This window comes from Vreelandella azerica, assembly GCF_013112225.1.
Classification (GTDB): Bacteria; Pseudomonadota; Gammaproteobacteria; order Pseudomonadales; family Halomonadaceae; genus Vreelandella; species Vreelandella azerica.
Map to the genome: position 1 here is coordinate 135,412 of NZ_JABFHI010000006.1, position 26,337 is coordinate 161,748.

General features: G+C 57.3%; 20 protein-coding genes and 5 pseudogenes. 11 read left to right on the top strand and 14 right to left on the bottom strand.

What is annotated here, in order from left to right; translation table 11 throughout:
* The first annotated feature begins 116 nt into the window (after nucleotides 1-116).
* On the top strand, nucleotides 117-1,043 hold the full coding sequence (locus HLB35_RS14110; RefSeq protein WP_171703092.1) for a LysR family transcriptional regulator: 927 nt from the start codon (nucleotides 117-119) through the stop codon (nucleotides 1,041-1,043).
* A 20-nt stretch (nucleotides 1,044-1,063) separates the two neighbouring features.
* On the opposite strand, the gene HLB35_RS14115 is transcribed toward HLB35_RS14110, so the two are convergent.
* A complete protein-coding gene (locus tag HLB35_RS14115; protein ID WP_171703063.1) occupies nucleotides 1,064-1,495 on the bottom strand; it encodes a host attachment protein in 432 nt (143 codons plus the stop codon).
* Between the two features lie 131 nt (nucleotides 1,496-1,626).
* Here HLB35_RS14115 and HLB35_RS14120 point away from each other — a divergent pair, with 131 nt between their 5' ends.
* Nucleotides 1,627-2,232 (top strand): histidine phosphatase family protein, encoded by a 606-nt coding sequence (locus tag HLB35_RS14120; protein ID WP_328732081.1) that lies wholly within the window; start codon nucleotides 1,627-1,629, stop codon nucleotides 2,230-2,232.
* On the opposite strand, the gene HLB35_RS14125 is transcribed toward HLB35_RS14120, so the two are convergent.
* The 6 genes from HLB35_RS14125 to hemE form a co-directional block, all read right to left on the bottom strand.
* On the bottom strand, nucleotides 2,229-2,957 hold the full coding sequence (locus HLB35_RS14125; RefSeq protein ID WP_171703094.1) for an amino acid ABC transporter ATP-binding protein: 729 nt from the start codon (nucleotides 2,955-2,957) through the stop codon (nucleotides 2,229-2,231). The genes HLB35_RS14120 and HLB35_RS14125 overlap by 4 nt on opposite strands.
* A 108-nt stretch (nucleotides 2,958-3,065) precedes the next feature.
* On the bottom strand, nucleotides 3,066-4,166 hold the full coding sequence (locus tag HLB35_RS14130) for an amino acid ABC transporter permease (protein ID WP_171703064.1): 1,101 nt from the start codon (nucleotides 4,164-4,166) through the stop codon (nucleotides 3,066-3,068).
* A gap of 19 nt (nucleotides 4,167-4,185) precedes the next feature.
* The gene (locus tag HLB35_RS14135; RefSeq protein WP_171703065.1) at nucleotides 4,186-5,376 is read right to left on the bottom strand and encodes an amino acid ABC transporter permease; all 1,191 of its coding nucleotides are present in this window, start codon (nucleotides 5,374-5,376) and stop codon (nucleotides 4,186-4,188) included.
* A 73-nt stretch (nucleotides 5,377-5,449) separates the two neighbouring features.
* Complete coding sequence (locus HLB35_RS14140) at nucleotides 5,450-6,475, bottom strand: amino acid ABC transporter substrate-binding protein (protein WP_171703066.1); 1,026 nt, start codon at nucleotides 6,473-6,475, stop codon at nucleotides 5,450-5,452.
* A 233-nt stretch (nucleotides 6,476-6,708) separates the two neighbouring features.
* A complete protein-coding gene (gene speE / locus HLB35_RS14145) occupies nucleotides 6,709-7,584 on the bottom strand; it encodes a polyamine aminopropyltransferase (protein ID WP_171703067.1) in 876 nt (291 codons plus the stop codon).
* A complete protein-coding gene (gene hemE / locus HLB35_RS14150; RefSeq protein WP_171703068.1) occupies nucleotides 7,581-8,663 on the bottom strand; it encodes a uroporphyrinogen decarboxylase in 1,083 nt (360 codons plus the stop codon). Before hemE ends, speE begins: the two co-directional genes overlap by 4 nt.
* A 194-nt stretch (nucleotides 8,664-8,857) precedes the next feature.
* Here hemE and ribA point away from each other — a divergent pair.
* Nucleotides 8,858-9,492, top strand: a pseudogene (ribA, locus tag HLB35_RS14155) (GTP cyclohydrolase II).
* Between the two features lie 49 nt (nucleotides 9,493-9,541).
* Here the strand turns inward: ribA and djlA are convergent.
* From djlA to HLB35_RS17510, 4 genes and pseudogenes are all read right to left on the bottom strand, one after another.
* On the bottom strand, nucleotides 9,542-10,303 hold the full coding sequence (gene djlA / locus HLB35_RS14160; protein WP_171703069.1) for a co-chaperone DjlA: 762 nt from the start codon (nucleotides 10,301-10,303) through the stop codon (nucleotides 9,542-9,544).
* Nucleotides 10,304-10,341: 38 nt separating this feature from the next.
* Entirely contained in the window at nucleotides 10,342-12,258 is a 1,917-nt protein-coding gene (gene dxs / locus HLB35_RS14165; RefSeq protein WP_171703070.1) for a 1-deoxy-D-xylulose-5-phosphate synthase, read from the bottom strand.
* Between the two features lie 84 nt (nucleotides 12,259-12,342).
* Nucleotides 12,343-13,203 carry a farnesyl diphosphate synthase gene (locus tag HLB35_RS14170; protein ID WP_328732101.1) on the bottom strand — a complete coding sequence of 287 codons (861 nt, stop codon included), beginning with the start codon at nucleotides 13,201-13,203 and terminating at the stop codon, nucleotides 12,343-12,345.
* Nucleotides 13,204-13,347: 144 nt separating this feature from the next.
* A pseudogene (locus tag HLB35_RS17510) lies at nucleotides 13,348-13,542 on the bottom strand (exodeoxyribonuclease VII small subunit); the annotation flags it as partial.
* 309 nt (nucleotides 13,543-13,851) lie between these two features.
* Here HLB35_RS17510 and serA point away from each other — a divergent pair.
* From serA to ybiO, 6 genes and pseudogenes are all read left to right on the top strand, one after another.
* On the top strand, nucleotides 13,852-15,096 hold the full coding sequence (gene serA, locus HLB35_RS14175) for a phosphoglycerate dehydrogenase (RefSeq protein ID WP_171703071.1): 1,245 nt from the start codon (nucleotides 13,852-13,854) through the stop codon (nucleotides 15,094-15,096).
* A 183-nt stretch (nucleotides 15,097-15,279) separates the two neighbouring features.
* Nucleotides 15,280-16,253 (top strand): annotated as a pseudogene (gene trhO, locus HLB35_RS14180) (oxygen-dependent tRNA uridine(34) hydroxylase TrhO).
* 147 nt (nucleotides 16,254-16,400) lie between these two features.
* Nucleotides 16,401-17,212 (top strand): annotated as a pseudogene (locus HLB35_RS14185) (enoyl-CoA hydratase).
* Between the two features lie 157 nt (nucleotides 17,213-17,369).
* Nucleotides 17,370-18,197: an IclR family transcriptional regulator domain-containing protein gene (locus HLB35_RS14190; RefSeq protein ID WP_171703072.1), complete on the top strand. Its 828-nt coding sequence runs from the start codon at nucleotides 17,370-17,372 to the stop codon at nucleotides 18,195-18,197.
* Between the two features lie 42 nt (nucleotides 18,198-18,239).
* On the top strand, nucleotides 18,240-18,668 hold the full coding sequence (locus HLB35_RS14195; RefSeq protein WP_171703073.1) for a YqaA family protein: 429 nt from the start codon (nucleotides 18,240-18,242) through the stop codon (nucleotides 18,666-18,668).
* Between the two features lie 96 nt (nucleotides 18,669-18,764).
* The gene (gene ybiO, locus HLB35_RS14200) at nucleotides 18,765-21,083 is read left to right on the top strand and encodes a mechanosensitive channel protein (protein ID WP_171703074.1); all 2,319 of its coding nucleotides are present in this window, start codon (nucleotides 18,765-18,767) and stop codon (nucleotides 21,081-21,083) included.
* A 73-nt stretch (nucleotides 21,084-21,156) separates the two neighbouring features.
* Here ybiO and HLB35_RS14205 read toward each other — a convergent pair whose 3' ends face one another.
* Nucleotides 21,157-21,915 (bottom strand): SDR family oxidoreductase, encoded by a 759-nt coding sequence (locus HLB35_RS14205; RefSeq protein WP_171703075.1) that lies wholly within the window; start codon nucleotides 21,913-21,915, stop codon nucleotides 21,157-21,159.
* Between the two features lie 150 nt (nucleotides 21,916-22,065).
* Here HLB35_RS14205 and folK point away from each other — a divergent pair, with 150 nt between their 5' ends.
* Complete coding sequence (gene folK / locus HLB35_RS14210; RefSeq protein ID WP_171703076.1) at nucleotides 22,066-22,497, top strand: 2-amino-4-hydroxy-6-hydroxymethyldihydropteridine diphosphokinase; 432 nt, start codon at nucleotides 22,066-22,068, stop codon at nucleotides 22,495-22,497.
* A 53-nt stretch (nucleotides 22,498-22,550) separates the two neighbouring features.
* On the opposite strand, the pseudogene HLB35_RS14215 reads toward folK, so the two are convergent.
* A pseudogene (locus HLB35_RS14215) lies at nucleotides 22,551-24,108 on the bottom strand (BCCT family transporter).
* Nucleotides 24,109-24,358: 250 nt separating this feature from the next.
* Here HLB35_RS14215 and HLB35_RS14220 point away from each other — a divergent pair.
* Nucleotides 24,359-25,321, top strand: a complete 963-nt coding sequence (locus tag HLB35_RS14220; RefSeq protein WP_171703077.1) for a ribonuclease Z — start codon at nucleotides 24,359-24,361, stop codon at nucleotides 25,319-25,321.
* A 10-nt stretch (nucleotides 25,322-25,331) separates the two neighbouring features.
* Here the strand turns inward: HLB35_RS14220 and HLB35_RS14225 are convergent.
* On the bottom strand, nucleotides 25,332-26,337 hold a 1,006-nt coding region (locus tag HLB35_RS14225; protein WP_171703078.1), incomplete at its 5' end, for a TRAP transporter large permease.

Genomic DNA, 26,337 nt, shown 5'->3' on the forward strand with positions numbered 1-26,337 from the left:
TAAAGTGAATAAAAGATCAGTTTACTGTTGCATCTTAGTCTAAAAAAATGCCATATATCTGTTAAGTCAATAATATTGATAACGCTTATCCAGCATATAGATATAGGTCAATGTTTATGCATTTCACCTTGCGCCAGTTAGAGGTCTTTGTCGCCGTAGCCCAGCACGAGAGCGTCTCGTATGCTGCCCGGACGCTGGCTATGTCGCAATCGGCGACCAGCACCGCGCTGGCCGAGTTGGAGCGCCAGTTTGACTGCCAGCTACTGGATCGACAGGGCAAGCGCCTGAAACTCAATGCATTAGGGTTTCAGCTATTGCCCAAGGCGGTGGCGCTGCTTGATCGCGGTGAAGAAATTGAAGGCTTGCTGCGCGGCCAGAAGGGCGTCGGCACCCTGCATGTGGGTGCCACGCTGACGATCGGCAATTACCTAGCAACGCTGCTGATCAGTGATTTCATGCAGCGTTTCCCCGGTAGCCGGGCACGCCTGGCGGTGCGCAATACCCGACACATTGTTGAAGGCGTGCGTCAGCACACTCTCGATATCGGCCTGATTGAGGGGCATTGCGATGATGAAAGCATTATCAGCCAGCCCTGGGTGGATGATGAGCTGTGCGTATTCTGCTCACCGCGTCACCCTCTGGCAGGGCGTGAGCGGCTGGAGCTAGAAGAACTGCTGCGCGAGGACTGGATCATGCGTGAAGAAGGCTCAGGCACGCGGCTGACGCTTGAGCAGGCCGCCCGCCATCGCCGCAGCCGTTTTAACACTTTGTTGGAGCTTGAGCATACGGAAGGTATCAAGCGGGCGGTGGAGTCGGGGTTGGGCATTGGCTGCGTTTCCCGGCTGGCGCTACGCGATGCGTTTCGTCGCGGCAGCCTGGTGCCACTGCCGACCCCTGAACTTGATCTTAAGCGCCAGTTCACCTTTATCTGGCACCGGCACAAGTACCTGACTCCCGGCGTGCGCGAATTTCTACGCGTTTGCCGGGAAATGACCGCTGATGCTCAGCGCAGCGATGAGATTGAGTTACCGCCGGTTCTATGAAAACGACATTGATGAAAGTGTTAACGTAAATCGCTGACGGCGTTTTGGATATCGGCCAGCGACGCCTTGCTAAGGTCTTTTGAAAGCGTATGAATGACCAGCTTTTGAGTCGTGTTATCTAACTTTTCACGCAGCAAACCAAGAAATTTAGGTGGCGCAACCATGATGAGCTTTTCCATACTATTATCGACGCGGGCGCTATACAGACGCTGAGCGACTTCCTTGGCAAATAGTTCGTTTTCATGCTGCGAGGCTGCCCCTTCTTCACCAGATGAGCGTGCTGACGTTGATGCTGATTCATGGACATCAGCACCACGGCGGTCGGTGATCAGATCCCCTTCATGCAGCCTGCCCTCTGCATGTGCCAGGCTGTCGTGCTCAGTGAGATCCAACGCATCACGGGTAAAGATACGTGCACGGGCGGCGTCAGCTACCACGATATAGGTGGTCATCGTTGTACGTCCTCCTTGCCATTAGTTGCTCTTTCACCATGGCAAGTGTTCGCCGTTTGGTCAAACTCATATGAAAAACTACAGTTGCAGAGGCGCGAGTGCTGGGCACAATACGAATTTATGGATGACAGATGAATTTTACTGAACCTATGCCAAATACTTTCATTACGGCCAGTCATTGGCGTAACCGCTACCTGCTGATGCGCCACGGCCATAGCCAGGCCAATCAGGCCGGCATTATCATCAGCTCACCTGAGCAGGGGCTTAACGGCTATGGCTTATCACCCAACGGCGAGCAGCAGCTGGCTGAGGTAGTGAGTGGGTGGGCGTGGCCAGTGCCCACACGCATCGTGCATTCGGACTTTTTACGTACTACCCAGACGGCGGCGCGTGTGGCCACACACTTTGGCCTGCCGCTGATAGCCGAGCAGGGTCTGCGCGAGCGATTTTTCGGCGCTTTTGATACCCAGCCAGATACTTGCTACGCCAAGGTGTGGGCGCAGGATGCCGTATCTGCTGAGCACCGCTGGCAGGGCGTAGAAGCCGTCAGCCAGGTGGCTGCGCGGATGTGCACGGTGATTGATGGTTGGGAAGCGCGCGCGCAGGATGAAACCATCCTGCTGGTCAGCCATGGCGACCCGCTGCAAATCCTGCTGACGGCATTGTCCAAGAAGCCGCTGACCCAGCACCGCGATCAGACAGCCCTGGCACCGGCCAGCATAACGCCATGGCCCTAGTGCCCCAGAATCTGACTGAGAAACAGCTGGGTACGCTCGGATTGCGGGTCGTTGAAGAAAGGTTCTGGCGCGTTTTCCTCGATGATCTGGCCCTGATCCATAAAAATCACCCTGTCGGCCACGGTTTTGGCAAAGCCCATTTCGTGGGTGACACACAGCATGGTCATGCCTTCTTCAGCCAGCTCAACCATGACATCCAACACTTCCTTGATCATCTCTGGGTCCAGGGCTGACGTTGGTTCGTCAAACAGCATGACCTCCGGATGCATGCACAGCGAGCGGGCAATCGCCACGCGCTGCTGCTGGCCGCCAGACAGCTGACCCGGGTACTTGAGCGCTTGCTCAGCAATACGTACCCGTTCCAGGTATTGCATGGCCAGTTCTTCGGCTTCCTTGCGCGGTTTCTTTTGCACCCACATGGGCGCAATACAGCAGTTCTCCAGCACGCTCAGATGCGGGAACAGGTTAAAGTGCTGAAACACCATGCCCACGCTGCGGCGTATCTGCTCAATGCGCTTCACGTCCTGAGTCAAGGGCACGCCGCCTACCGTGATATCCCCTTGCTGGTGCTCTTCAAGGTGATTGATACAGCGGATCATGGTGGATTTGCCGGAGCCGGATGGCCCACAGATCACGATGCGCTCACCGCGTCTTACCTGCAGATTGATATCGCGCAGAACATGGAAATCGCCATACCACTTGTTGACGTTATGCATTTCGACCATCAGGTCTGCGTTGTCGATCGCTGTTTGTGCCATAGCGATATTCACCCTGTTTTATAAACTGTTATTAAATAAGCCAGTCTTTAATAGATCGTTGTTCAGTAACGGCTGCTAGTTCCGGTGGCCGGTATGCAGTTTGCGCTCAAGGTATTGGCTGTAGCGCGACATGCTGAAACAGAAAATCCAGAACATGAAGGCGGCAAACACATAGCCTTCCAGCGAGAAGCCCAGCCAGCGTGAATCCGACAGGGCTGCCTGGACGATACCCAGTAGATCAAACAGCCCGATGATCATCACCAGGGTGGTGTCCTTGAACAGCGAGATAAAGGTATTGACGATACCGGGAATCATCATCTTCAGCGCCTGGGGCAGTACAATCAGGCCCATGCGTTTCCAGTAGGTCATCCCCAAGGCGGCGGCAGCCTCTTCCTGGCCCTTGGGGATGGCCTGAAGCCCCCCGCGAATAACCTCCGCCATATAGGCACTCTGGAACAGGGTAATGCCGATCAGCGCCCGTACCAGGCGATCAATGTTTATATCCCCGGGCAAAAACAACGGCAGCATGACCGAGGCCATGAACAGAATGGTAATCAGAGGCACGCCGCGCCAGAACTCGATAAATACCACGCAAAAGCTTTTTACAATCGGCATTTCCGAGCGCCGCCCAAGCGCCAGCATGATGCCAATTGGCAATGCCGCTATCATACCGACCGTGGCCAGCAGCAGGGTCAGCATCAGGCCGCCCCACTGGCTGGTGGGTACAACGGTCAGGTTGAAATAGCCACCATGCAGCAATACGAACGCGATAACGGGAAATGCCAGCAGGGCAAAGGCGGCAACCCAACGTTTTAAGGGCAAGCGGGGAATCGCTAGCCAGGCAATCAGCGTAAAGAAGCCGGCAAATATAATATTGGGCCGCCAGGTTTCCTCACTGGGGTAGAGCCCGTAGATAAACTGACTGAAACGGGCGTTCACAAACACCCAGCAGGCGCCTTCGCGGGAGCAATCGTCGCGGCTGGTGCCGATCCAGTCAGCGTTGATAAAAGCCCACTGTATGGCGGGCACAAATAACAGGTAAACCAGATAAAGCCCGATCAAGGTAAACAGCGAATTGATCGGGCCGTTGAACAGGTTGGCGCGTAGCCAGGCCAACGGGCCAATCACACTCTTGGGGGCTGGCCTTTCAGGGATCATGTCACGATTATGAATCATCTTGTTATCCTCATCAGGCCTAGCGTTCAACCAGTGCCACGCGGGCGTTGAACCAGTTCATGAACATCGACACCAACAGGCTGATAGTGAGATATACCGCCATGGTCATGGCAATTACCTCTATCGCTTGCCCCGTCTGGTTGAGCGTTGTGCCAGCAAACACCGAGACCAGATCGGGATAGCCAATCGCCGTGGCCAGCGATGAGTTCTTGATCAGGTTGAGATACTGACTGGTCAACGGCGGAATAATCACCCGCATGGCCTGAGGAATGACAATCAGCTTAAGAATCAGATTGCGCGGCAGGCTCAATGCCTGGGCCGCTTCCGTCTGGCCGTGGGAAATCGCCTGGATACCTGAGCGGACAATTTCGGCGATAAACGACGCCGTGTAGATTGAGAGGGCCAGCCACAGGGCGAGAAATTCAGGGATCACGGTAATGCCGCCGCGGAAGTTGAAGCCGCGCAGTTCAGGCATTTCCCAGGTTACCGGCACACCGGTAGCGATCAGCACCACAAGCGGCAGACCAAAGATCAGCACCAATGATAACCAGCCAGCGGGGATGCGTTTACCGGTCGCTTCATGACGGCGTTTGTTCCAGATCATCAGCGCAATACTGGCGGCAATGGCCACCAGGAAGGTGGCGGGAATCAACCCAAAGCCGGATTCGAACAGCGGCTGAGGCAGGTACAGCCCGCGCACATTTAGAAAAATGGCTTCTCCAAAGGCCATGCTTTCCCGAGCGCTAGGCAGGGTGCGTAAGACGGCGAAGTACCAGAAAAAAATCTGTAGTAACAAAGGGATATTACGGAAGGTTTCGATATAGACATTGGCAAGACGCGCAATCAGCCAATTAGGTGACAGCCGAGCGATGCCAACGGTAAAACCAATAATCGTCGCTGCCAACACGCCCAGGCCGCCGACCAGCAGGGTATTGAGCAGGCCAACAACAAAGGTGCGTCCGTAAGTGCTTTGCGACGAGTAATCGATCAGGCTTTGAACTATGCCAAAGCCGGCAGTATTACTCAGGAAACCAAACCCGGTGGTGATGCCACGTTCGGATAAGTTGTCCTGAGTATTACCGACAATATAGAGAAGAAAGGCAGCAACGGCGGTAATCAGCAACAGCTGAAAGATAAGCGCTCGCTTGGCCCTGTCTCGCCAGAACGGGGGCTTTTGGCCTGCCGGGCGAGGAGTGGATTTTACAGACATGGGTGGCGTCTCCGTGGCACAAAAACACGATCAAGAAGCCCGCCTTGCGGCGGGCCTGGATTACACGGGACGCTTAACGGATGGGCGGTGCGTACTGCAGGCCGCCATCGGTCCAGAGTGCGTTGACACCGCGCTCAATCTGCAGCGGTGACTCCATGCCAACGTTGCGGTCATAGATTTCTGAGTAGTTGCCGACTTGGCTGATGATGTTGTAAGCCCAGTCAGCTTCCAGCCCCATGCCTTCACCGTAGTTGCCATCCTGGCCAAGCAGACGCACGATATTGGGATTCTCGGATTCAAGCATCTCGTCAACGTTTTCACTGCTGATGCCAAGTTCTTCTGCATTCAGCAGGGCAAACAGCGACCATTTGACGATATTGAACCATTCGTCATCGCCCTGGCGTACGGAAGGCCCAAGCGGTTCTTTGGAGATAACGTCGCTGAGGATCACGGAAGCATCCGGGTCATCCAACTGGATACGCAGTGCCGCCAGCTGGGAAGTATCAGAGGTCAGGACATCACAGCGGCCGGCCTGGTAGCCGCCAACGGTCTGCTCCGAAGTATCAAACACGATGGGGTCAAATTCCATGTCGTTGGCACGGAAATAGTCTGCCAGGTTAAGCTCGGTAGTCGTACCTGCCTGAATACAGATGGCGGCACCGCCGAGCTCAGAGGCGCTAGAGATACCCAGGTCACGGCTGATCATAAAGCCCTGGCCATCGTAGAAGCTGACACCTGCAAAGTTGATTCCCAGGGTGGTATCGCGGGTGGTTGTCCAGGTGGTGTTACGCGACAGCACATCCACTTCGCCGGATTGCAGCGCAGTGAAGCGCTCGACGGCATTGAGGGATACATAGTCAACGGCATCGGCATCACCCAGCACAGCAGCGGCGACCGCACGGCAGACATCCACGTCCAGGCCTTGCCAGTTGCCATCGTCGTCGGGTGCTGAAAAGCCGGGCAGACCATCGCTGACGCCGCAGCGCACGGCGCCACGCTCCATTGTATCTTCTAGAGTAGAAGCATGGGCACTGGAAATACTGGCCAGGGCCAGTGCACTCGTGGACACTGCGAGAACCAGGTTCTTCTTGTTTAGCATGGGAATTCACCTTACGTGGTTAAGTGTCGTTACGTCTTTTGATAAACGCATGCCAAGGCATGTCACTGAAACCTAGCAAGGAAAGTGCCATCAAGGGTATGGTTCTGAATTCAGCGCTTTTCAACGCAAATTATTCTCTGCTAAAGACACACCTGCGAAACATTGCTGCTCACAAGTGTGCCATTTAGACGTTTGTCGTCACCAAAAAGGTGCAAGGTTTAGCTAGGCAAGGTTCAGCTGACAGGTGTTTCATCCAATGCCTGGCGCATGAAAGGCGGGAGTGTCAGGGCGCCGCGGTGGGCCGCCAGCGTATAGTACTGAAGCGGCATTGTGTGTTCGGCAACTGCCTCTTCACGAAAGCTCTCAACCGAACATTGCTTGCCTGCCAGGGTGACGCTCCACCAGCCAGAGGGATAAACCGGCTGGGGGAACGGCAGGGTGGCGACGCTGGAAAAACCGGCTTCACGCATATCCCGGCGTAGTTCCCGAATGATGGAACCGCTGTGGTAAAGCGGTGATTCACTCTGCTGCACCATCACGCCGCCCGGCTTGAGGATGCGGTGGCAACGGGTCAGGAACTCGGTCTTGAACAGCCCTTCAGCAGGACCAACCGGGTCGGTGGAGTCAATAATCAGCACATCAATGCTCTCATCCTCCGCCTCATCGACCCACTTGACGCCGTCAGCAAACAGCAGCTCAGCGCGGGGGTCGTCATTGGCGTCCACCAAGGCTGGGAAGAAGCGCTCGGCTGCCTTGGTGACTTCTTCATCAATGTCGATCTGAGTGACGTGCTGAACACTCGGATGGCGCAACACTTCTTTCAGCGTGCCGCAGTCGCCGCCACCAATAATCACCACCCGCTCAGGCTGCTGATGGGTGAACAGGGCCGGATGGGCAATCATCTCGTGGTAAAGAAAGTTGTCGCGATCGGTCAGCATCACACAGCCATCCAGCACCATCAGGTTACCAAATGTCTCAGTGGCGTAGACTTCCAGGTGCTGATAGGCGCTTTGTACATCCAGCAGCTTTTCGCTGACTTTTAACGAAAAGGCACTGCCGTGGCGATCAAAAACTTCGGTAAACCACTGGTTGTCAGCAAGCGGGCTCATTGAACGCTGATCTCCCTGTGATATTGAGGGCTGAGTTCGTGGAGCGCTTCCATGAAGGCGGTCACGTTGTCCGGGTTGGTGAACTGGCTGATGCCGTGGCCCAGGTTGAACACATGCCCCGGGCCGTGGCCATAGCTTTCCAGTACCCGCGCGACTTCAGCACGAATGGCTGACGGGCGGGCAAACAGGACGTTGGGATCAAGATTGCCCTGCAAGGCCACCTTATGCCCGACCCGAGCGCGGGCATCAGACAGCTCGGTTGACCAGTCCAGCCCCAGGGCATCGGCGCCAGCGCAGGCGATATCTTCCAGCCATTGGCCGCCGTTCTTGGTGAACAGGATCACCGGCACGCGGCGGCCATCGTGATCGCGAATCAGGCCGGAAACAATCTGCTCCATATAGCGCAGTGAAAACTCACGGTAGGCCGGGGTCGACAGGGTGCCGCCCCAGGTATCAAAAATCTGTACCGCCTGAGCGCCGGCGCGAATCTGGGCGTTGAGGTAGTCCGTCACCGCATGAGCCAGCTTGTCGAGCAGCTGGTGCATGGCATCCGGCGTATCGTACAGCATGGTTTTGACGTGGCGGAAATCCTTGCTGGAGCTGCCTTCTACCATGTAAGTGGCTAGCGTCCAGGGGCTGCCGGAGAAACCTATCAGTGGCACGCTGCCGTTAAGCTCACGGCGAATGGTGGAGACGGCATTCATCACGTAATCAAGGTCGCGCTCGGCGTCAGGTACTTTCAGTGCCTCTACCTCGGCAGGGGTGCGCACGGTTTTCTTGAATTTAGGGCCTTCGCCAGTGACGAAATACAGGCCCAGATCCATGGCATCCGGTATGGTCAGAATATCGGAAAACAGGATGGCAGCGTCTAACGGGTAACGCTCCAGCGGCTGCATGGTGACCTCGCAGGCCAGATCCTGATTGCGACACAGATCCATGAAGCTGCCGGCATCGGCGCGGCTGGCGCGGTATTCCGGCAGGTAACGCCCGGCCTGGCGCATCATCCAGACGGGGGTGCGGTCGACTGGCTGGCGGGCCAGGGCGCGCAGGAAACGGTCATTTTTTAACACTGACGTCATAAGTAAGGCCCTTGAAAAAGTAAGTAAGGCGTTTGGAAAGTAAACAGTGGCGCAATTATAGGGCAGCAGGGGCGCCGGATGATATGGCCAGGCGCAGGGGAATGCGCGGCAAAGACGTCAACTTCCTGATAACATGCATGGCAACTTTAGACACCGCCAGACCTGAAACGGGTGTGCTGACACCGAGGTAACCTGTGACGATTCGTTTTATTGCTGCTTCCCGGCTGCCCACTCCCTGGGCCACATTTACCATGCATGGCTTCGAAGATGAAGCAACCGGCAAGGATCACATTGCGCTGACGTTGGGCGATGTAACCGGCGACCCCCGGTGCTGGGGCGTGTTCACTCTGAATGCCTGACCGGCGATGCGCTGTTTTCGATGCGCTGTGACTGCGGCTATCAGTTGCAGGAAGCGCTCAAGCGCATTGCTGAGGAGGGGCGAGGAGTGCTGTTCTATCTGCGCCAGGAAGGCCGAGGGATTGGCTTGCTCAACAAGATCCGCGCTTATCATCTGCAGGATGAAGGGGCGGATACCGTAGAAGCTAACGAGCGGTTGGGCTTTGGTGCCGATATGCGCCGCTATGATCTGTGCGTGCCGATGCTCGATCATCTGGGCATCACGGCGCTCAAGCTGATGACCAATAATCCCCGCAAGGTGGATGCGCTGACCCGTGACGGGGTGAACGTAGTTGAGCGGTTGCCGATCACTACCGGCCTGAACCCCCACAACGAGCACTACCTGACCACCAAGGCGGGCAAGCTTGGCCATATGATGGCGCTGGAAGATTTCAAACACGCCAGCGATGTGGATATCGAACGCAAGGGTTAGCCGTTCGAGTCACAGAAGAAGCTCCGCTTCAAGAGGTGCTTGACGGTGGTCACGTGCCTCTTGCCTCGCGAATCCGCTCATAGGCGTTGCCGATTTCGCTGGTGCGAGCCTGGGCTACTTCGCGCATGCTTTCGGGTAGGCCTTTGCCGGCCAGTTTGTCCGGGTGGTTCTGGCTCATCAGGCGGCGATAGGCTTTTTTGATCTCGGCGTCGCTGGCCTGTTCAGAAACGCCCAGTACCCGGTAGGCATCCTCAAGGGCTTCCTTACTGGTACCCTTTGAATTGGCGGCTGCGCCGTGGAGCATGGCTTCAATCTGCTGCACTTCGGCTTCGCTGCAGCCAATCCCTCGCGCGACCCGCAAAATCATCTCATGCTCGGCGGGGTGAAGTTCGCCATCTGCCGCAATGGCGGTGAGCTGCACCTGCAGGAATACCTGACGTAAAGTCGGCTGGCGTTGGGTAAGGCGGTTAACCTTGGCTAATTCCGCCTCCAGGTCGAAGCTGTCAGCGCGGCCGCGTTCAAACGCCGCCTTGGCTTTAGCTCGGGCTTCTCCCTGCAGGTGCATCTGGTCGAACAGCTTTTCCGCAACGCTCAGCTCATCGTCGGTGACCTTGCCATCGGCCTGGCATAGACAGCCCATCACCGAGAAGATCGATTCCAGAAAGCCCTCCTGGATCTGGCGGCGAGCGGCGTTCAGACGGCGGCCAATATATCGGCCCAGGCCCCAGCCAAGCCCCGCGCCGATCAGCAGGCCAATAAAACCCCCAAAGGCCAGGCCGATCAGGCCAAACACAATGATCAGAAATACCATGACATTCTCAGCTATCTAAAAAGTTAAAAGTTGAATGCTTAGGCCAGTCGCGCGCGAATGGCGCGCTCAATGCCGTCAGCATCCAGGCCGCAATCGTGGAGCAGTTCAGCAGGTGTGCCGTGTTCTACAAAGGCATCCGGCAGGCCCAGATTGAGAACTTCCACCTGGACACCTTCAGCGGCAAGCAGTTCATTGACGGCGCTGCCAGCCCCTCCGGCAACCACGTTTTCTTCCAGCGTCACCAGGAGCTCGTGTTCATCCGCGGCGTGCAGCACAGCCTTGCGGTCCAGCGGCTTGACCGAGCGCATATTCAGATGGGTGGCATCCATACGCTCGGCGACTTCGGCAGCAGCGGTGTTGAGGCTGCCGAATGCCAGTAAGGCAATACGCATGCCGTCTGCCTGGCTGGTGCGTTGCAGCTGGGCTTCCCCCAGGGGGATGGGGTCGAGGTGCGCTGGGATCTCACTGCCAGGCCCTGTTCCCCGTGGGTAACGCACGGCGGCAGGCCCAGGGTGGTAGTAGGCGGCGCTGAGCATGGCGCGGCATTCGGCTTCATCCGCCGGGGTCAGCACCACCATGCCGGGGATGCAGCGCAGGTAGGAAATGTCCAGGCTGCCGTGGTGAGTGGGGCCATCCTCGCCGACCAGGCCGGCACGGTCGATGGCAAAGGTGACATCCAGATTCTGTACGGCGACGTCATGAATCAGCTGATCATAGCCGCGCTGCAGAAAGGTGGAGTAGATGGCCACCACCGGTTTCATGTCTTCGCAGGCCATGCCTGCTGCCAGGGTGACCGCATGCTGTTCAGCAATTGCTACATCAAAATAGCGCTGCGGGTATTCCTGGGAAAAGCGTATCAGGTCGGAGCCTTCGCGCATGGCCGGGGTAATGCCCATCAGGCGGCTATCTTTTGCCGCCATATCGCACAGCCAGTCACCAAAAACGTTGCAGTATTTGCGTGGCACTGGCTGGGCAGGCGAGGGCTTGGAGGCCTGACGCTTGGCTTTGCTAGCATCCGGGCGTTCCAGCTTGGTAATGGCGTGATAGCCAATGGGGTCGGCCTCGGCCGGTAGAAACCCTTTGCCCTTGCAGGTCTTGATATGCAGGAACTGGGGGCCGTCCAGGTCACGCAGGTTCTCAATCACCTGGGTCAGGGTATCGAGGTCGTGGCCGTCAATCGGGCCAACATAATTAAAGCCCATTTCTTCAAACAGGGTCGCGGGGCTGACCATACCTTTCATGTGTTCTTCGGTGCGCTTTGCCAGCTCCAGCGCGCCGGGCAGATGCGAGAGTACCTTCTTGCTTTCTTCGCGCATCTTCAGGTAAGGCTTACTCGCCAGCATCCGGGCGAGATAGGTAGCGATACCGCCGACATTCTCGGAGATCGACATCTCGTTATCGTTGAGAATCACCAGCAGGTTGGCGTCCACATGGCCGGCGTGGGCCAGGGCTTCAAAGGCCATACCAGCGGTCAGGGCGCCATCACCGATAATCGCGCACACCCGCCGAGGCTGTTGCTGGGCCTTGGCAGCCAGCGCCATACCCAAAGCAGCAGAAATTGAGGTGCTGGAATGCCCGACGCCAAAGGTATCGTATTCGGATTCGGCGCGGCGTGGGAAAGCTGCCAGCCCGCCGTGCTGGCGAATGCTGGTCATGGCTTCGCGGCGCCCGGTCAGGATCTTGTGGGGATAGGCCTGATGGCCGACGTCCCACACCAGACGGTCTTCAGGGGTATGGTAGGCGTGATGCAGGGCAACACTCAGTTCTACCACGCCCAGGCCAGCACCAAAATGGCCGCCGGAAACACCTACGCTATAAAGCAGATAGGCGCGTAGCTCATCGGCCAGCTGATCCAGCTGGTGAAGGTTCATGGCCCGCAAGGCAGCGGGATGATCAAAGGAGTCGAGCAGCGGCGTGGCCGGGCGCTCGCGGGGAATCTCATCGAACAGCTTCATGGGCACTCTTTTGTAAGGACCGTTTTTAGGAACCGCTTTCAAAGACCTTTGGTAACGATGTCGTGTTGCTAACGGTGGTCATTTTCAATGGTCGCGCTCGATCATGTAATGGGCCAGTTCGGCCAGCGGAGCGGCGGTCTCGCCGAGGGGTGCCAGTGCAGCCAGCGCTTCTTCAGTCAGCAGGCGGGCCTTTTGCTGCGCGCCGTCAAGCCCGAGTAGCCCCGGATAGGTGGGCTTGGCACGGGCGGCATCAGCGCCGGATACCTTGCCGAGAGTCGCTGTGTCACCGGTGACGTCCAGAATGTCATCGTGGATCTGGAATGCAAGACCAATACGCTGAGCATACAGGTTCAGGGCGTTAAGGCGCGGGTCGTCTGCCTCAACGGCCACCAACCCACCCAGGCGCACTGCCGCTTCAATCAGCGCGCCGGTCTTGTGGGCATGCATATAGGCAAGCGCCTCCACATCCGGGTGGCCACCCACGGCTTCAAGATCCAACGCCTGGCCAGCCACCATGCCATCCCGCCCAGATGCCTGGGCCAGGGTATAAACCATAGGGCCTAGCCGAGGATGCGACTGGCGGGCGAGCACTTCAAACGCCAGGGCCTGTAAGGCGTCACCGGCCAGAATGGCCGTCGCGTTGTCATAGGCTTTGTGTACCGTGGGTTGGCCACGGCGTAAATCGTCGTCATCCATGTCCGGCAGGTCATCATGAATCAGCGAGTAGGCATGAATCAACTCGATGGCGGCCGCTGGGGCATCCAATGCTGAGTCGTCAGCGCCCAGCGCCCGGCCTGAAAGGTAGACGAGCAGCGGGCGCAGGCGTTTGCCGCCCACCAGCAGGCCGTGACGCATGGCCGCATCCAGGCGCGGCGCGGCAGGGTTACGCGCCTTAAACAGCCCGTTCAGGGTGGCGTCAACGCGCGTCTGGGCATTCAGGCGCAGAGCAGCAAGGGGGAGGTAGCGGCTACCATGGGGGTGATCCTTGTGGCCGGTGTCGCTGTCAGGCGAAGATGCGCTGTCGCTGGCCTGATCAGAGCGTTCGAGAGGGTCAAAGGGTTCCATTGCCGGGCGGCCCTGGCTGTCCTCGCTGAGTGCGCGCACCTTGAGTTCAGCTTCATCCAGGCGCTGCTGGGCTTCGCGGGTCAGGCGAATGCCTTGCTCAAAGGCGGTCAGGGAATCCTCCAGCGACAGGGCGCCGGATTCCAGCCGCTCAACGAGGCTTTCCAGCTGCTCGACCGTGGCGGCAAAATCTTGTGGGGAAGAAGTGTTGTGGTCATTCATGGCCAGCCTACCGTGTCTGCCTGAATCCTGTTAGCACCTGAGTGGGTACTTGAGCGAGTACTTGAGTTAGTACTTGAGTTAGTACTTGAGTGAGTACCTGAGAAAGTACCAACTTACGTTGGCCACAGTATACACCGAGGAACCCATGTCGCGTCTGCCCACCTTGGCATCAATATGCGCGGTTTTCATACCTGCAGCGCAGACTTTTCATCCCTTGGCCGCTATTTGCCCGCTGTGGGTGTGCTAATATATTGGCCCTTCGTGAACCTAACCACGGCGCGAGCCGCTGACCAAGAGGTTGATTCAGCCATGGCCAAAACGTCCCTGGAAAAAGGCAAGATCAAGATCCTGCTGCTTGAGGGCGTCCACCAGACTGCGGTGGACAATTTTCATAACGCGGGTTATCACAACATCGAACATCTGCCGACATCGCTGGATGAAGAGGCGTTGATCGAGAAAATCCGTGATGTGCACTTTATCGGTATCCGTTCCCGCACCCAACTCAACGAGCGGGTGTTTGCGGCAGCGGAAAAGCTGGTCGGGGTGGGTTGCTTTTGTATCGGCACGAACCAGGTTGATCTTCAGGCAGCGCTCAAGCGCGGTATAGCGGTGTTTAACGCCCCGTACTCGAATACCCGCTCGGTGGCTGAACTGGTACTGGCTGAGGCTATCATGCTGCTGCGTGGCATCCCCGAGAAAAGCGCCCGCGCTCACCAGGGTGGCTGGCTGAAATCGGCCAAGAATTCCCATGAAGCCCGCGGCAAGACCCTGGGTATTGTTGGTTATGGCAACATCGGTGCCCAGCTTTCGGTGCTGGCAGAATCCATGGGCTTCAACGTCATCTACTATGATGTGGTGACCAAGCTGGGTATGGGTAACGCCAATCAGGTCGGTTCGCTGGAAGAACTGCTCGGGCGCTCCGATGTGATCAGTCTGCACGTGCCGGATCTGTCGTCCACCCGCTGGCTGATCGGCGAGAAAGAGATCGCCGCCATGAAACCTGGCGCTGTCTTTATCAACGCCTCGCGTGGCAGCGTGGTAGTGATCGACGCCCTGGCGGAAGCCATCAAGGCGGGCAAGCTTAACGGTGCGGCTATCGATGTGTTCCCGGTGGAACCCAAAGGTAACGACGAAGAGTTCGAAAGCCCGCTGCGTGGCCTGGAAAACGTCATTCTGACGCCGCATATCGGTGGCTCCACCCTGGAAGCCCAGGAAAACATCGGTATCGAAGTCTCCGAGAAGCTGATTACCTACTCGGATAACGGCACCACCGTGACGTCGGTCAACTTCCCGGAAGTCGCCTTGCCAGCCCACCCCGACAAGCATCGCCTGCTGCATATTCACGACAACGTGCCGGGCGTGCTGTCGCAGATCAACCGCGTGCTGTCAGAAAATGACATCAATATCTCCGGCCAGTACCTGCAGACCAACGACAAGGTTGGCTATGTGGTGATTGACGTTGACAAGGCCTATGGCCCGCCAGCGCTGGAAGCCCTCAAGCAGGTGGATCACACCCTGAAACTGCGTGCGCTGTATTCCTCGCAGAATAGCTGATACTCAATACGTGATCTAAGATACAAAACCAGCGAGTATCTACTCGTTTACAAGGCCCCATCTGCGGTTACACGGCAGCTGGGGCCTTGCTGTTTTCTGGGGGTGCGAGAGCAGTCTGTTGCGCGTAGAATGCGCGTTTTTATCCGGTCCGCCCTTTACGCGGGCGACCACCTGGAGCTTTTGATGACCCCTAAGACGCCAACGCCGCCGATTGTGGTGGCGGCTCTGTATAAATTCGTCACCCTGGACAACACCGCTGAGCTGCGCGAGCCGCTCTATCAGGTGATGCTGGATAATCACATAAAAGGCACCTTGCTACTGGCCAAGGAAGGTATCAACGGCACGGTAGCGGGCCACCGTGAGAATATTGACGCTCTGATAGACTGGCTGAGCCGGGACCCGCGCCTGGCGGATATTGCTCACAATCCGGCCTTCTATAAAGAGTCCTTCTGCGATGAGCCGCCGTTCTATCGCACCAAGGTCAAGCTGAAAAAGAGATCGTCACGCTGGGCGTGCCGGGCATCGACCCCAACGACACCGTGGGCACCTACGTTGAGCCAGAAGACTGGAACGCAGTGATCAGCGACCCTGAAGTGCTGGTGATTGATACCCGCAACGATTACGAAGTCGGCATCGGTAGCTTTGAAGGGGCCATTGACCCACAAACAGCGTCTTTCCGCGAGTTTCCCGACTACGTGCGGGAACACTACGATCCTGAGAAGCACAAGAAAGTCGCTATGTTCTGCACCGGCGGCATTCGCTGTGAAAAAGCGTCGAGCTTTATGCTCAAGGAAGGCTTTGAAAACGTCTACCATCTCAAGGGAGGCGTGCTCAGCTATCTGGAGAAAGTGCCGGAAGAACAATCACTGTGGCGCGGCGACTGCTTTGTGTTTGATAACCGGGTCAGCGTGCGCCATGACCTCAGTGAAGGGGATCACACCCTGTGTCATGCCTGCCGCCAGCCGCTGTCGGCGGATGACCGTGCCAGCGCGGCGTTTGAGCTGGGCATCAGCTGCCCCCACTGCATTGATACGCTGCCCGAAAAGACTCGCGCAGCGGCGCGTGCCCGCCAGCGCCAGATTGATCTAGCCAAGGCGCGGGGCGAGCCGCACCCGATTGGGCGGGATCTGAGCAAGAGCGTCCGCCGCACGTCTTGAAAGCCGCTGCCAAAGGCATCCACTTAACGTTTTAAGGCACCTGTTCGCCTTTCGTCGTAGGTGGCCCGCAGAGCTGGCTCAAAGGGCTAGACTAGCAGCTCAATCCGCTATCCGTTGATGGAGTAACGCCTGATGACAACAACGACAATGACATCCTCGACTACTGCGGCCAGCGATGAAGCCTCGGCTGCATTGCTGCTGCGTGAAGACAGCAACGGCGTGACCACGCTGACCATGAACGCGCCGAAAAGCTTCAATGCGCTGTCTGAAGATATGTTGGCAGCCCTGCACGCAGCGCTGAGTGATATTGCCGAAGATGATAGCGTGCGCTGCGTGGTGCTGGCCGCCGAAGGTAAGGCCTTTTGCGCTGGCCACGATCTTAAGCAGATGCGCGCGAACCCGGAAAAAGCCTATTATCAGACGCTGTTTGCGCGTTGCAGCGAGGTGATGCAGGCAATCGTCAACCTGCCAGTGCCGGTGATTGCCCGGGTGCAGGGCATTGCCACGGCGGCAGGTTGCCAGCTGGTGGCCAGCTGCGATCTGGCGGTGGCAGCAAAAAGCACGCGCTTTGCTGTTTCGGGCATTAACGTTGGCCTGTTCTGTTCCACCCCGGCGGTGGCGCTCTCCGCAATGTGGCACGCAAACGCGCCATGGAAATGCTGCTGACCGGCGACTTCATCAGTGCTGAAACAGCTCTTGACTGGGGCCTGGTCAACCGAGTGGCTGAGGATGCTGAGCTTGATGTAGCCGTGGCGGCACTGACCGACAAGATCTGCGCCAAGAGTGCGGTGGCGGTACGTACCGGCAAAGCCATGTTTAGTCGTCAGCTGGCCATGCCGCTGGAAGAAGCCTATGCCTTTGCAGGTGAGACCATGGCCTGCAACATGCTGGCAGAAGACGTAGCAGAAGGCATTGATGCCTTTATTGCCAAACGTCACCCCGAGTGGAAGCACCGTTAGGCATTCGGCGGTTGGGCTGCCTCGAATGGAAAACATTTCCGCAAACGCGACAGCCTGAGGGTTGTCGCGTTATCCTGTGTTCATTTCGTTGCCTGCACAGGGGTTGATACCCCAATAAACAGCAACGTCAAGGGAACATCATAAAGGAGACAGCGGAGTGAATGAGGTAAAGCGCAGAACCGCCGGGCGACCTTCTGGCAGCAGCAAGGTCAGCGGTGGCCATAGTCAGTCATTGGTGCGTGGCCTGACCCTGCTTGAATACCTGTCGTTAAGCCCGCGTGGGCTGGCGCTTTCTGAGCTGGCAGAAATGGCTGAGCTGGCGCCTTCCACTACCCACCGGCTGCTGCAGGCGTTGCAAAGTCAGGGGTTTGTCAGCCAGGAAAACGAACAGGGCCTATGGCGGATCGACGTCAAGACATTCCGTATCGGCAACAGTTTTCTGGAAGCACGCGACTTTGTTGCCACCAGTCGCCCTTATCTGCGCCGCCTGACCCGCGACAGCGGAGAAACTGCTAACCTCGGCATTCGTGATGGTACTGCGGCCGTGTTTCTCGCCCAGCATGAATCCCCGCAGATGATGCGCATGATTACCCGCCTCGGCTCGCGGGCACCTTTACATGCCTCTGGGGTGGGCAAGGCCTTGCTGGCCTGGATGGCTGATGATGAGCGCAATCAGCTACTGGAGCGCCATGAACTGACCCCCGTCACTGCCAATACCTTGGCTACCCCCAGGGCTCTGGAGCAGGAAATGGCACTCATCCGGCGTGAAGGGTTTGCCTGTGACCGTGAAGAACATGCCATTGGCCTGCACTGTGTGGCGGCATGCATTCACAATGAGCATGGCCATCCGCTGGCGGCCATTTCGGTGTCCGGGCCAGTGGCGCGGATTCCGGATACCCGCCTGGCTGAGCTTGGCCAACTGGTACGCTCAACGGCTGCTGAGGTGACGGCTCAGCTGGGCGGCCAGCTTCCTGCGTCCTGGTAGAAACAATATGCATGATGATACCTCCACACTGAGAACGCTGGCGTGCTAAGCCTGTTTCTGGTGGCCCTGGCAAGTGCCACCCTGCTGCCGGGTGGGTCGGAAATCTGGCTGGCGCGGTTGTGGTGTCTGGGAGAGCCGGTTGTCTGGCTGTGGGGTGTGGCGACACTGGGGAATACCCTGGGCAGCCTGACGAATGTCTGGCTGGGCCGCTATGCAAGACGCTTTCAGCATCGGCGCTGGTTTCCTGCCACTCCCCAGGGCCTTGCCAGGGCAGAGCGCTGGTATCATCGGCTGGGTGAGGTCAGTCTGCTGCTTTCCTGGCTGCCAGTCGTCGGTGACCCTTTGACGGTACTGGCCGGTGTTTTTCGCCTGCCCTGGTGGCGAGCGGTCTTGTGGATACTGGTCGCCAAGGGGGGCCGCTATGCCCTGGTGCTGCTATTGGCACATCATTGGCTAGCCCCGCTTTGTTGAGCGTTTTGCCCGTATAGTATGCAAACGCAACATAAGAGCGTGTTAGGCTGAATAGTAAAATTCAATCACCCATTTCACCACTCATGAGGTAGCTCAGTGATGCCACTAAGACTTTTGCCCTGGCTAGGCATCTGGCTGTTGATGACGCTCGTTTTTATAGCAACACCCGTGCTGGCGCAAACGGCAGGCAATGCCGCTGAGAACGGCCAAGCTTCTTACACTACGCTGGCGGATATGCTCGAAAATGAACAGTCCCGTCAGGAGTTGATTAACTTACTGCGTAATCAGGCATCGGCCGTGTCGGAAGATGTGCAGGCATCGGCTGCGCAAGGCAGCAATATGGATGCCGAGGATGTGTCCATTCCGCGCCAGATTGCTGAAATGACCAGTGGGGTTGTCGGTGATGTCGGCGAACAGCTGGAGCAGACGCTTTATATCGTCACCGACCTGTTTACAGGAGAGGGCGCTGGGGCCTTTGATTCGTCTGCTTTTATTAGCGCCAGTATCAATCTGGGACTGGTGGTGCTGGCGACCTTTATCCTGTTTGTCGTTTTTCGTCAGGTGAGTCGTCCACTCTTCACCAAACTCAGCCTATGGTCACGGGATGGCTATGGGCTGACACCGGTGCTGCGTCTGATTCTCTGCGTGGCCGTAGCCGCCTTGATTGATGTGTTGATCGTGGCCTTTGCTTATGTGGGCGGCAACCTGCTTGCCACCTTTGCGATTGGCGAAACGGGGGATCTTTCCACTCGGGCATCACTCTTTCTGAATGCCTTTCTGGTGATTGAACTGATCAAGGCCGCTGTACGGATGCTGTTCTCCTCCCGCTATGAAGGGCTGCGTTTGCTACCCATTTCAGCCAATGAAGCCTCCTACTGGAACCGCTGGCTGGCACGCCTAGTGGGGATGGTCGGCTACGGACTGATGGTCGCGGTGCCACTGGTCAATTTTTACCTGGCACCCGCACTGGGGCAGGCGCTGGGTACGCTCATCATGGTGTTTGCTTTTATTTATGCCGTGGTAGTGATACTCAAAAATCGTACACGTCTGCGTGACAACATCAATGTCCTTGCGCGCAAGTCCAGTTTTACCGCCAGCCGTGTCACGCTGCAGCTGTTTGCCCGTACTTGGCACCTCTTTGCCTTGCTTTATTTCCTGATGGTTTTTGTATTGACCCTGACACGCCCAGCCGATGCCTTGCCCTACGTGCTCTTTGCCACCCTGCAAACCCTGGCAGCCGTAGTCGCAGGCATTCTGGTGTCGTCTTTCCTGACCCAGACCATCGGGCGGCGTATCACCCTTTCCAGCGAGCTGCGCCAGAAACTGCCGCTGCTGGAAAAGCGCCTGAACAGCTATGTGCCCAATGCGCTGCGCATATTGCGCACCATAATCGCAATTCTGGTAATCATGGTGGTGCTGGACGCCTGGGGCGCCTTTGATCTACCTACCTGGTATGCATCAGAAGGTGGTACTCAACTGATCAACAAGCTGATTAATGTTGCCTTTATCCTGATCCTGTCGATTGGTACCTGGTTAGGGCTTGCCAGCCTGATCGAGCATAAGCTGAACCCGGATACCGGCAGCGGTGAGCCATCGGCGCGGGCCAAGACACTGCTTAGCCTGTTCCGTAACGCCCTGGCAATTGCCGTAGTCACCATGACCAGCATGATAGTGCTGTCGGAAATCGGCATTAATATTGGCCCCCTGATCGCTGGTGCCGGGGTTCTGGGCCTGGCGATTGGTTTTGGTGCTCAAAAGCTTGTGCAGGATGTGATTACCGGCATCTTCATCCAGGTGGAAAATGCCATGAATGCCGGCGATGTGGTCACCGTTGGTGGCGTGACAGGAACGGCAGAAAAACTCAGCATTCGCTCGGTGGGTATCCGTGACCTTTCCGGCACCTATCATATTGTGCCGTTTTCCAGCGTGGATACCGTCTCCAACTACATGCGCGAATACGGCAACCATATCGGCGAGTACGGCATTGCCTACCGTGAAAGCATTGATGAAGCGGTTGAGCAGTTGCATCTGGCCTTTGAAGACCTTAAAGCTAGCGAGGAGCATGGCTTTAAACTGCTGGCGCCTCTGGATGTACCCGGCGTGGTGGCTCTGGCCGACAGCTCGGTCAATATCCGCGTTGTTATCAAGACCACACCCGGCGATCAATGGTCGGTAGGGCGGGCCTATAACCGTCTGGTCAAGCTGCGCTTTGATCAGGCTGGCATTGAGATTCCCTTCCCGCATACCACCATGTATTTTGGAGAGGATAAGGCTGGCAAGTCTCCAGCCGCCAATATCCGCGTGCTGGACGCCATGCCGGATAAGAAAGTTGAAGTGCGTCACGATGATCCGAAACAGAGTCTGCAAAGCTACTCCGACTCATCAAACGCCAACCCCACAGGAGATGAGCTCTAGTTTTTAGCGGTTATCTACCTGCTGAACCAACAAGGCCGCCCGATTGGGCGGCCTTGTTGGTTGGTGAGTTTCATCAGCCTGGGTAATTTTCCGAGTGGCGGCCTTCGAGGTTGATGGATTCGCCACCATCCACAAACAGGATTTGGCCGACTACAAAGGCGTTATCCAGCAGGTAATGCAGGGCTTGCACCAGATGATCCGGGTGACCCTGGCGGTCAGCGGGAATCCCCTCGATGCGCCACTGGATATAATCGCTAGTGCGCTGGGAGGCTGGCAACACCACGCCAGGGGCGATGCCATTGACGCGCAGGCGTGGGGAAAACTCCAGCGCGGCCATGCGGGTCATGTCGGCCAGGCTCTTCTTTGACAGCAGATAGGCCGCGTACGGATACTGGTGATAGGCCACCTTGTTATCGATGATGTTGACCACACGGCCCTCATTAACCGCGTCAGCAAAGTGGCGGGTCAATAGCAGTGGGGTAAACATATTGACGCGAAACTGGGTTTCCAGCATGGCCAGCTCTGTCTCGGCGATGGGGGCTGGTTCATAGGCGGACGCGCTGTTGACCAGCACGTTCAAGTGCGGGAAACGTGCTTTGACGCGCTGAACAAGCCCGCCCAGATCGTCTTCAGCGGCGTTACTGAGAAAGTTGCAGCTAAACACCTCGCAATCGCGGCCGGATGCGCGGATGCCCTCTGCCACCTCGTCTGCCTCCTGGCGAGAGCTGTTGACGTGCAGGGCGATATCGTAGCCAGCCGATGCCAATGCCTCTGCAAAGTGGCGACCAAGGCGGGTGGCGCCGCCGGTAATTAGTGCTGCCTGAGCGCTCATGACGGTTTCCTCATCGGGTAAGAAGGTGCATTCAAAAGTGAGCCATACTTTCAGCGTGAGGCAAGCGTTTGTCAATAAGTTGTACAGCACTTGCACAAAAAGCAGGAATCGTTAGGCTAATATTCTTTTCAATCTTCGAGGATGTTGATCATGTCGCAAGCGCCCGCACAGGCCCACCCGGAACGGCACGAATGCGTCATCTCGATCGGGTCGAATATTGACCCCGACTACCATTTTGCACAGGTGATCGAGATTCTGGAGACGGAATGCGACCTGCTGGCGCGGACACAGCCGATTCGCACCACACCGGTAGGGTTCCAGGCCCAGCCTGACTTCCTCAACAGCGCCGTGCTTGTCGCGACCTCGCTTGAGCGGCCCGACTTCAAGGCGTATCTGAAAGAAGTTGAAGATCGCTTGGGGAGGGTGCGTGGCCCGATCAAATCCGGCCCGCGGACCATGGATCTGGATATTGTGGCCTGGGACGGCAAGGTAGTGGATGACGGCTACCATCAGCATGACTACGTGCGCGAGCCCGTGGATGATCTGCTGGCACAAACAGGCCGTGAAGTGCTTGATTCATGAAGGAAGGGTTGCCCACCCCACAGCGCCTGCAGGATGGGCGGGTAGTACGCTGATCAGTCGATAATGCCCTGTTCACGCGCCATGGCGTAGGCCGCCTGAGGGCCTTTCCACAGCGACGGCAGAATGATCAGCGACACCGGAATGGCGGTGATCACGATAAACTGCTGCAGCACGCCAATCTGGCCCGCGCCCATGTAGAGCAGGATGGCTGCCATCAGCGCCATGGCAATTCCCCAGAAAGCCCGCAGAACCGAGTTGGGCTGGTCGTGGCCAGCGCTGACCATGGCAATCGCATAGCTCATGGAATCCCCGGTGGTGGCCACGAAGATGGTGGTCAACAGCAGAATTGCCAGTGCCATTAGGGTACCACCGGGTAGCGCTTGGGCGACGGTCAGGGTCGCGACATCAAACTGGAAGTTGTTGAGCGCTTCCGTCAGGTCAATCACTCCGGTCAGCTGATAATAGATACCTGAGCCGCCCAGTAGTGTGAACCAAACCGTGGTCGCAATTGGCGCCATGATTGCTACCGCCAGAATCATTTCGCGCACTGAGCGGCCACGGGAAATGCGTGCCACAAAGATAGCCATCAAGGGCGCATAGCCGATAAACCAGGCAAAGAAGAATACCGTCCACCACTGCATCCACCAGGCGGGCGCAGTATCTGCCGTCATGGTGGCCATGCTGAAAAATTCACTGATGTAAGCGCCCATGCTGGCGGCGTAGGTATTGACCAGGAACAGCGTCGGGCCAAAGATGAAAATCACCGCGCCAATCGCCAGGGCCAGAAACACATTAAAGCGGCTAAGCATCTGAATGCCTTTGTGTACGCCACTCAGTGACGACGCCACATAGACGCTGGCTAGAAGTGCAAGGATAATCAGCTGGCCGATATAGCCTTCCGGAAGCCCAAACAGCTCATGCAGGCCGAAGCTGACCTGGGTGGCCAGAAAGCCAATCGGCCCGACGGTGCCGGCCACCAGGGCAATTACACAGCAGGCATCAACAACACCGCCCAGCGGGCCCTGCATCAAACGCTTGCCCAGAACCGGGTATAACAGGGTGCGCGGCTGCAGCGGCTGGCCCTTTACATAGTGGGCATGAGCCAGGACCACGGCGGTCAGCGAGCCCAGCACCGCCCAGGCCAGAAAGCCCCAGTGCATGAAGGATTGAGCCAGAGCACCGCTGACCGCTTCCGCCGTACCGGCTTCGGTATCAAAGGCGGGCGGCGTGACGACGAAATGATACACCGGCTCACCCGCAGCAAAAAAAGACGCCGCCGCCGGCCAGCAGGGTACACAGGATGATAGAGAGCCACTTGAAAGTGCTCATTTCTGGCGTATCAAGATTGCCGATCTTGGCCTTGGCAGCGGGCGTGAGCGCCAGACCGATGGCAATAAAGAAGGTCGCGATCAGCAATAGCTGGAAATAGGTGCCCAGGGTCAGCGCTGTCCAGGCAAAGCCTGAACTGATGCTGTCGGCCACCAGGTCGATATCAAACAGCGACATCAGCAGAAAGGCGACAATAAAGCCAACGCTGAGTATCAGGACAACAGGATCACCCAAGGCGCGTAGGCCACCAGGTTGAGGAGGTTCGTTTGGGGAATGAGGCATCAAGGCCACCCTTTAGGTTGGTTTGTTTAAAGCAGGGGATTTGTAAGCAACAAGGCTTCAGGCGGGTCTTGAAAAAGACCAAAGAGCGGATAACGGTCTTGCTGGCGCGATTCAACCGTTAAAAAACGTCGGCAGAAAAGACGTGTAAAAAAAAGCGCCATTCATTGAATGGCGCGGATTTCGGGCATAATGATAACAAGCTGTTAGACGTAAGTCGAGCCATACAGCCGCAACGTCAGGGGAGCAGACAATGAATCTGGTATTTCTGGGTACCTCGGCAGGGGTACCCACTAAGGTAAGAAACGTGTCCGGGCTTGCCCTGCGGGAAAGCAAGGGCAAGGGATGGTACTTGGTGGACTGTGGTGAGGGCACCCAACATCAGATCCTGCGTACCAGACTGTCGCTCACCTCATTAAAAGCCATTTTTATCAGCCATATACACGGCGACCACTGCTATGGGCTGCCCGGCCTGCTGGCTAGTGCCGCTATGCACAGTCGGCAGGCGCCGCTGACAATTGTGGCCCCTGCGGGTGTCAGGGCGTGGCTGGAAGCCACCTTTGAACACACACAGCTAGGGCTACCCTTTGCGCTGGAATTCATCTGTTCTGATCAGTTGCCCGCCGTTGAATTCGAAAACATCGCCGTGACCACCACCCGGCTGTCACACCGGGTGCCTTGCTACGCCTACACTTTCACGGAAAAACACCCTGATGCGGTGTTGAATATCGAAAAACTGCGCCAGAAGGGGGTGCCAAGAGGCCCTTTATGGGGCCAGCTAAAGCAGGGGATGGATATTGAGGTGGCCGGTGAACGCCTGACAAGCGATGCGTTTCTGACGTTTAGTCATCCGCCAAGGAAAATCGTGATTGCGGGAGACAATGATCAACCGGTATTACTGCGTGAAGCCTGCCAGGGGGCCCAGGTGCTGGTGCATGAAGCCACCTACAGCCAGGCCCTGGCCCAGAAAGCCAGTGACGTAGGGCACAGCGATGCCCAACGCGTGGCGGCTTTTGCTGAATCCGTGCAGCTGCCACATCTGGTGCTGACCCATTTCAGCCCACGCTACCAGCCGGGCAGCCAGGGGTCACCTTCTATCGAGGATCTCCGCCAGGAAGCCGCCAGCGTCTATTCAGGGGCGCTGCATCTGGCCCGAGATCTGGCGGAATACCGCCTGGACAAGACAGGCCACCTGGCCGAAATGACTGGCGAATAGGCGCTCAGCATTAGCTGCCTGACCAGCCCATCAGCATGGGCACGTACAACACCAGCAACAGCACGCCGATCAGCCCGAGAAGATAGGGAATGATGGCGCGGGTGATCTGCTCCAGCGGCAGCCGGGTAACCGATGAGGCGACATACAGATTGATCGCCACCGGCGGGGTAATCATGCCGATGGCCAGCCCCATGACGATAATCAGCCCGAAATGAATCGGGTCGATACCCAGTTGCAGGATCAGCGGCAGCAGTACCGGGGTGAGAATAATCAGGGCACTGGCGGTCTCGATAAACACCCCTGTCAGCAGGATCACACCAACAATCAGCAGCATGATGACGTAAGGGTTCTCCGACAGTGACAGCACCGCCTGAGCAATCGCACCGGGCACCTGCCAGCTGGAAAGCGTCCAGCTCAGCACCGCCGACATGGCAATCACCAGCATGATGACCGACGTAGTGATCGCCGAGCGGATCAGCACATAGTAGATCGCCTTCGGGGTCAGGTCGCGGTAGACAAACAGCGAGACCAGCAGGGCATAGTTGACCGCCACAACGGCCGCCTCTGACGGCGTAAAAATCCCCGAGAAGATACCCCCGAGGATAATCACCGGCGTCATCAGCCCCCAACTGGCATCCTTGAAGGTGTACCAGATCGTTGCCAATGACAGCGCCGTGCCATGGGGGTATTGGCGTTTGTAAGCCTGCACAATGGCAATTGCCATCAGCCCCAGGCCCATGGCTACACCGGGAATAAAACCGTTCAGAAACAGCTTGGATACTGACTGCTGGGCAATCACGGCGTAGATGATCATTGGCACTGAAGGCGGAATGACGACACCAATCGTGCCGCTGGCGGCAATCAGGCTGGCCGCTGAGGCAGGGTCATAACCCTTGCGCCTGAGCTCCGGTACCAGGCTTGAGCCAACCGCTGCTGTGGTAGCGGCGCCAGAGCCTGAAATAGCGGCGAAGAACATCCCCGCCATCACCGAGACAATCGACAGCCCGCCGCGCATA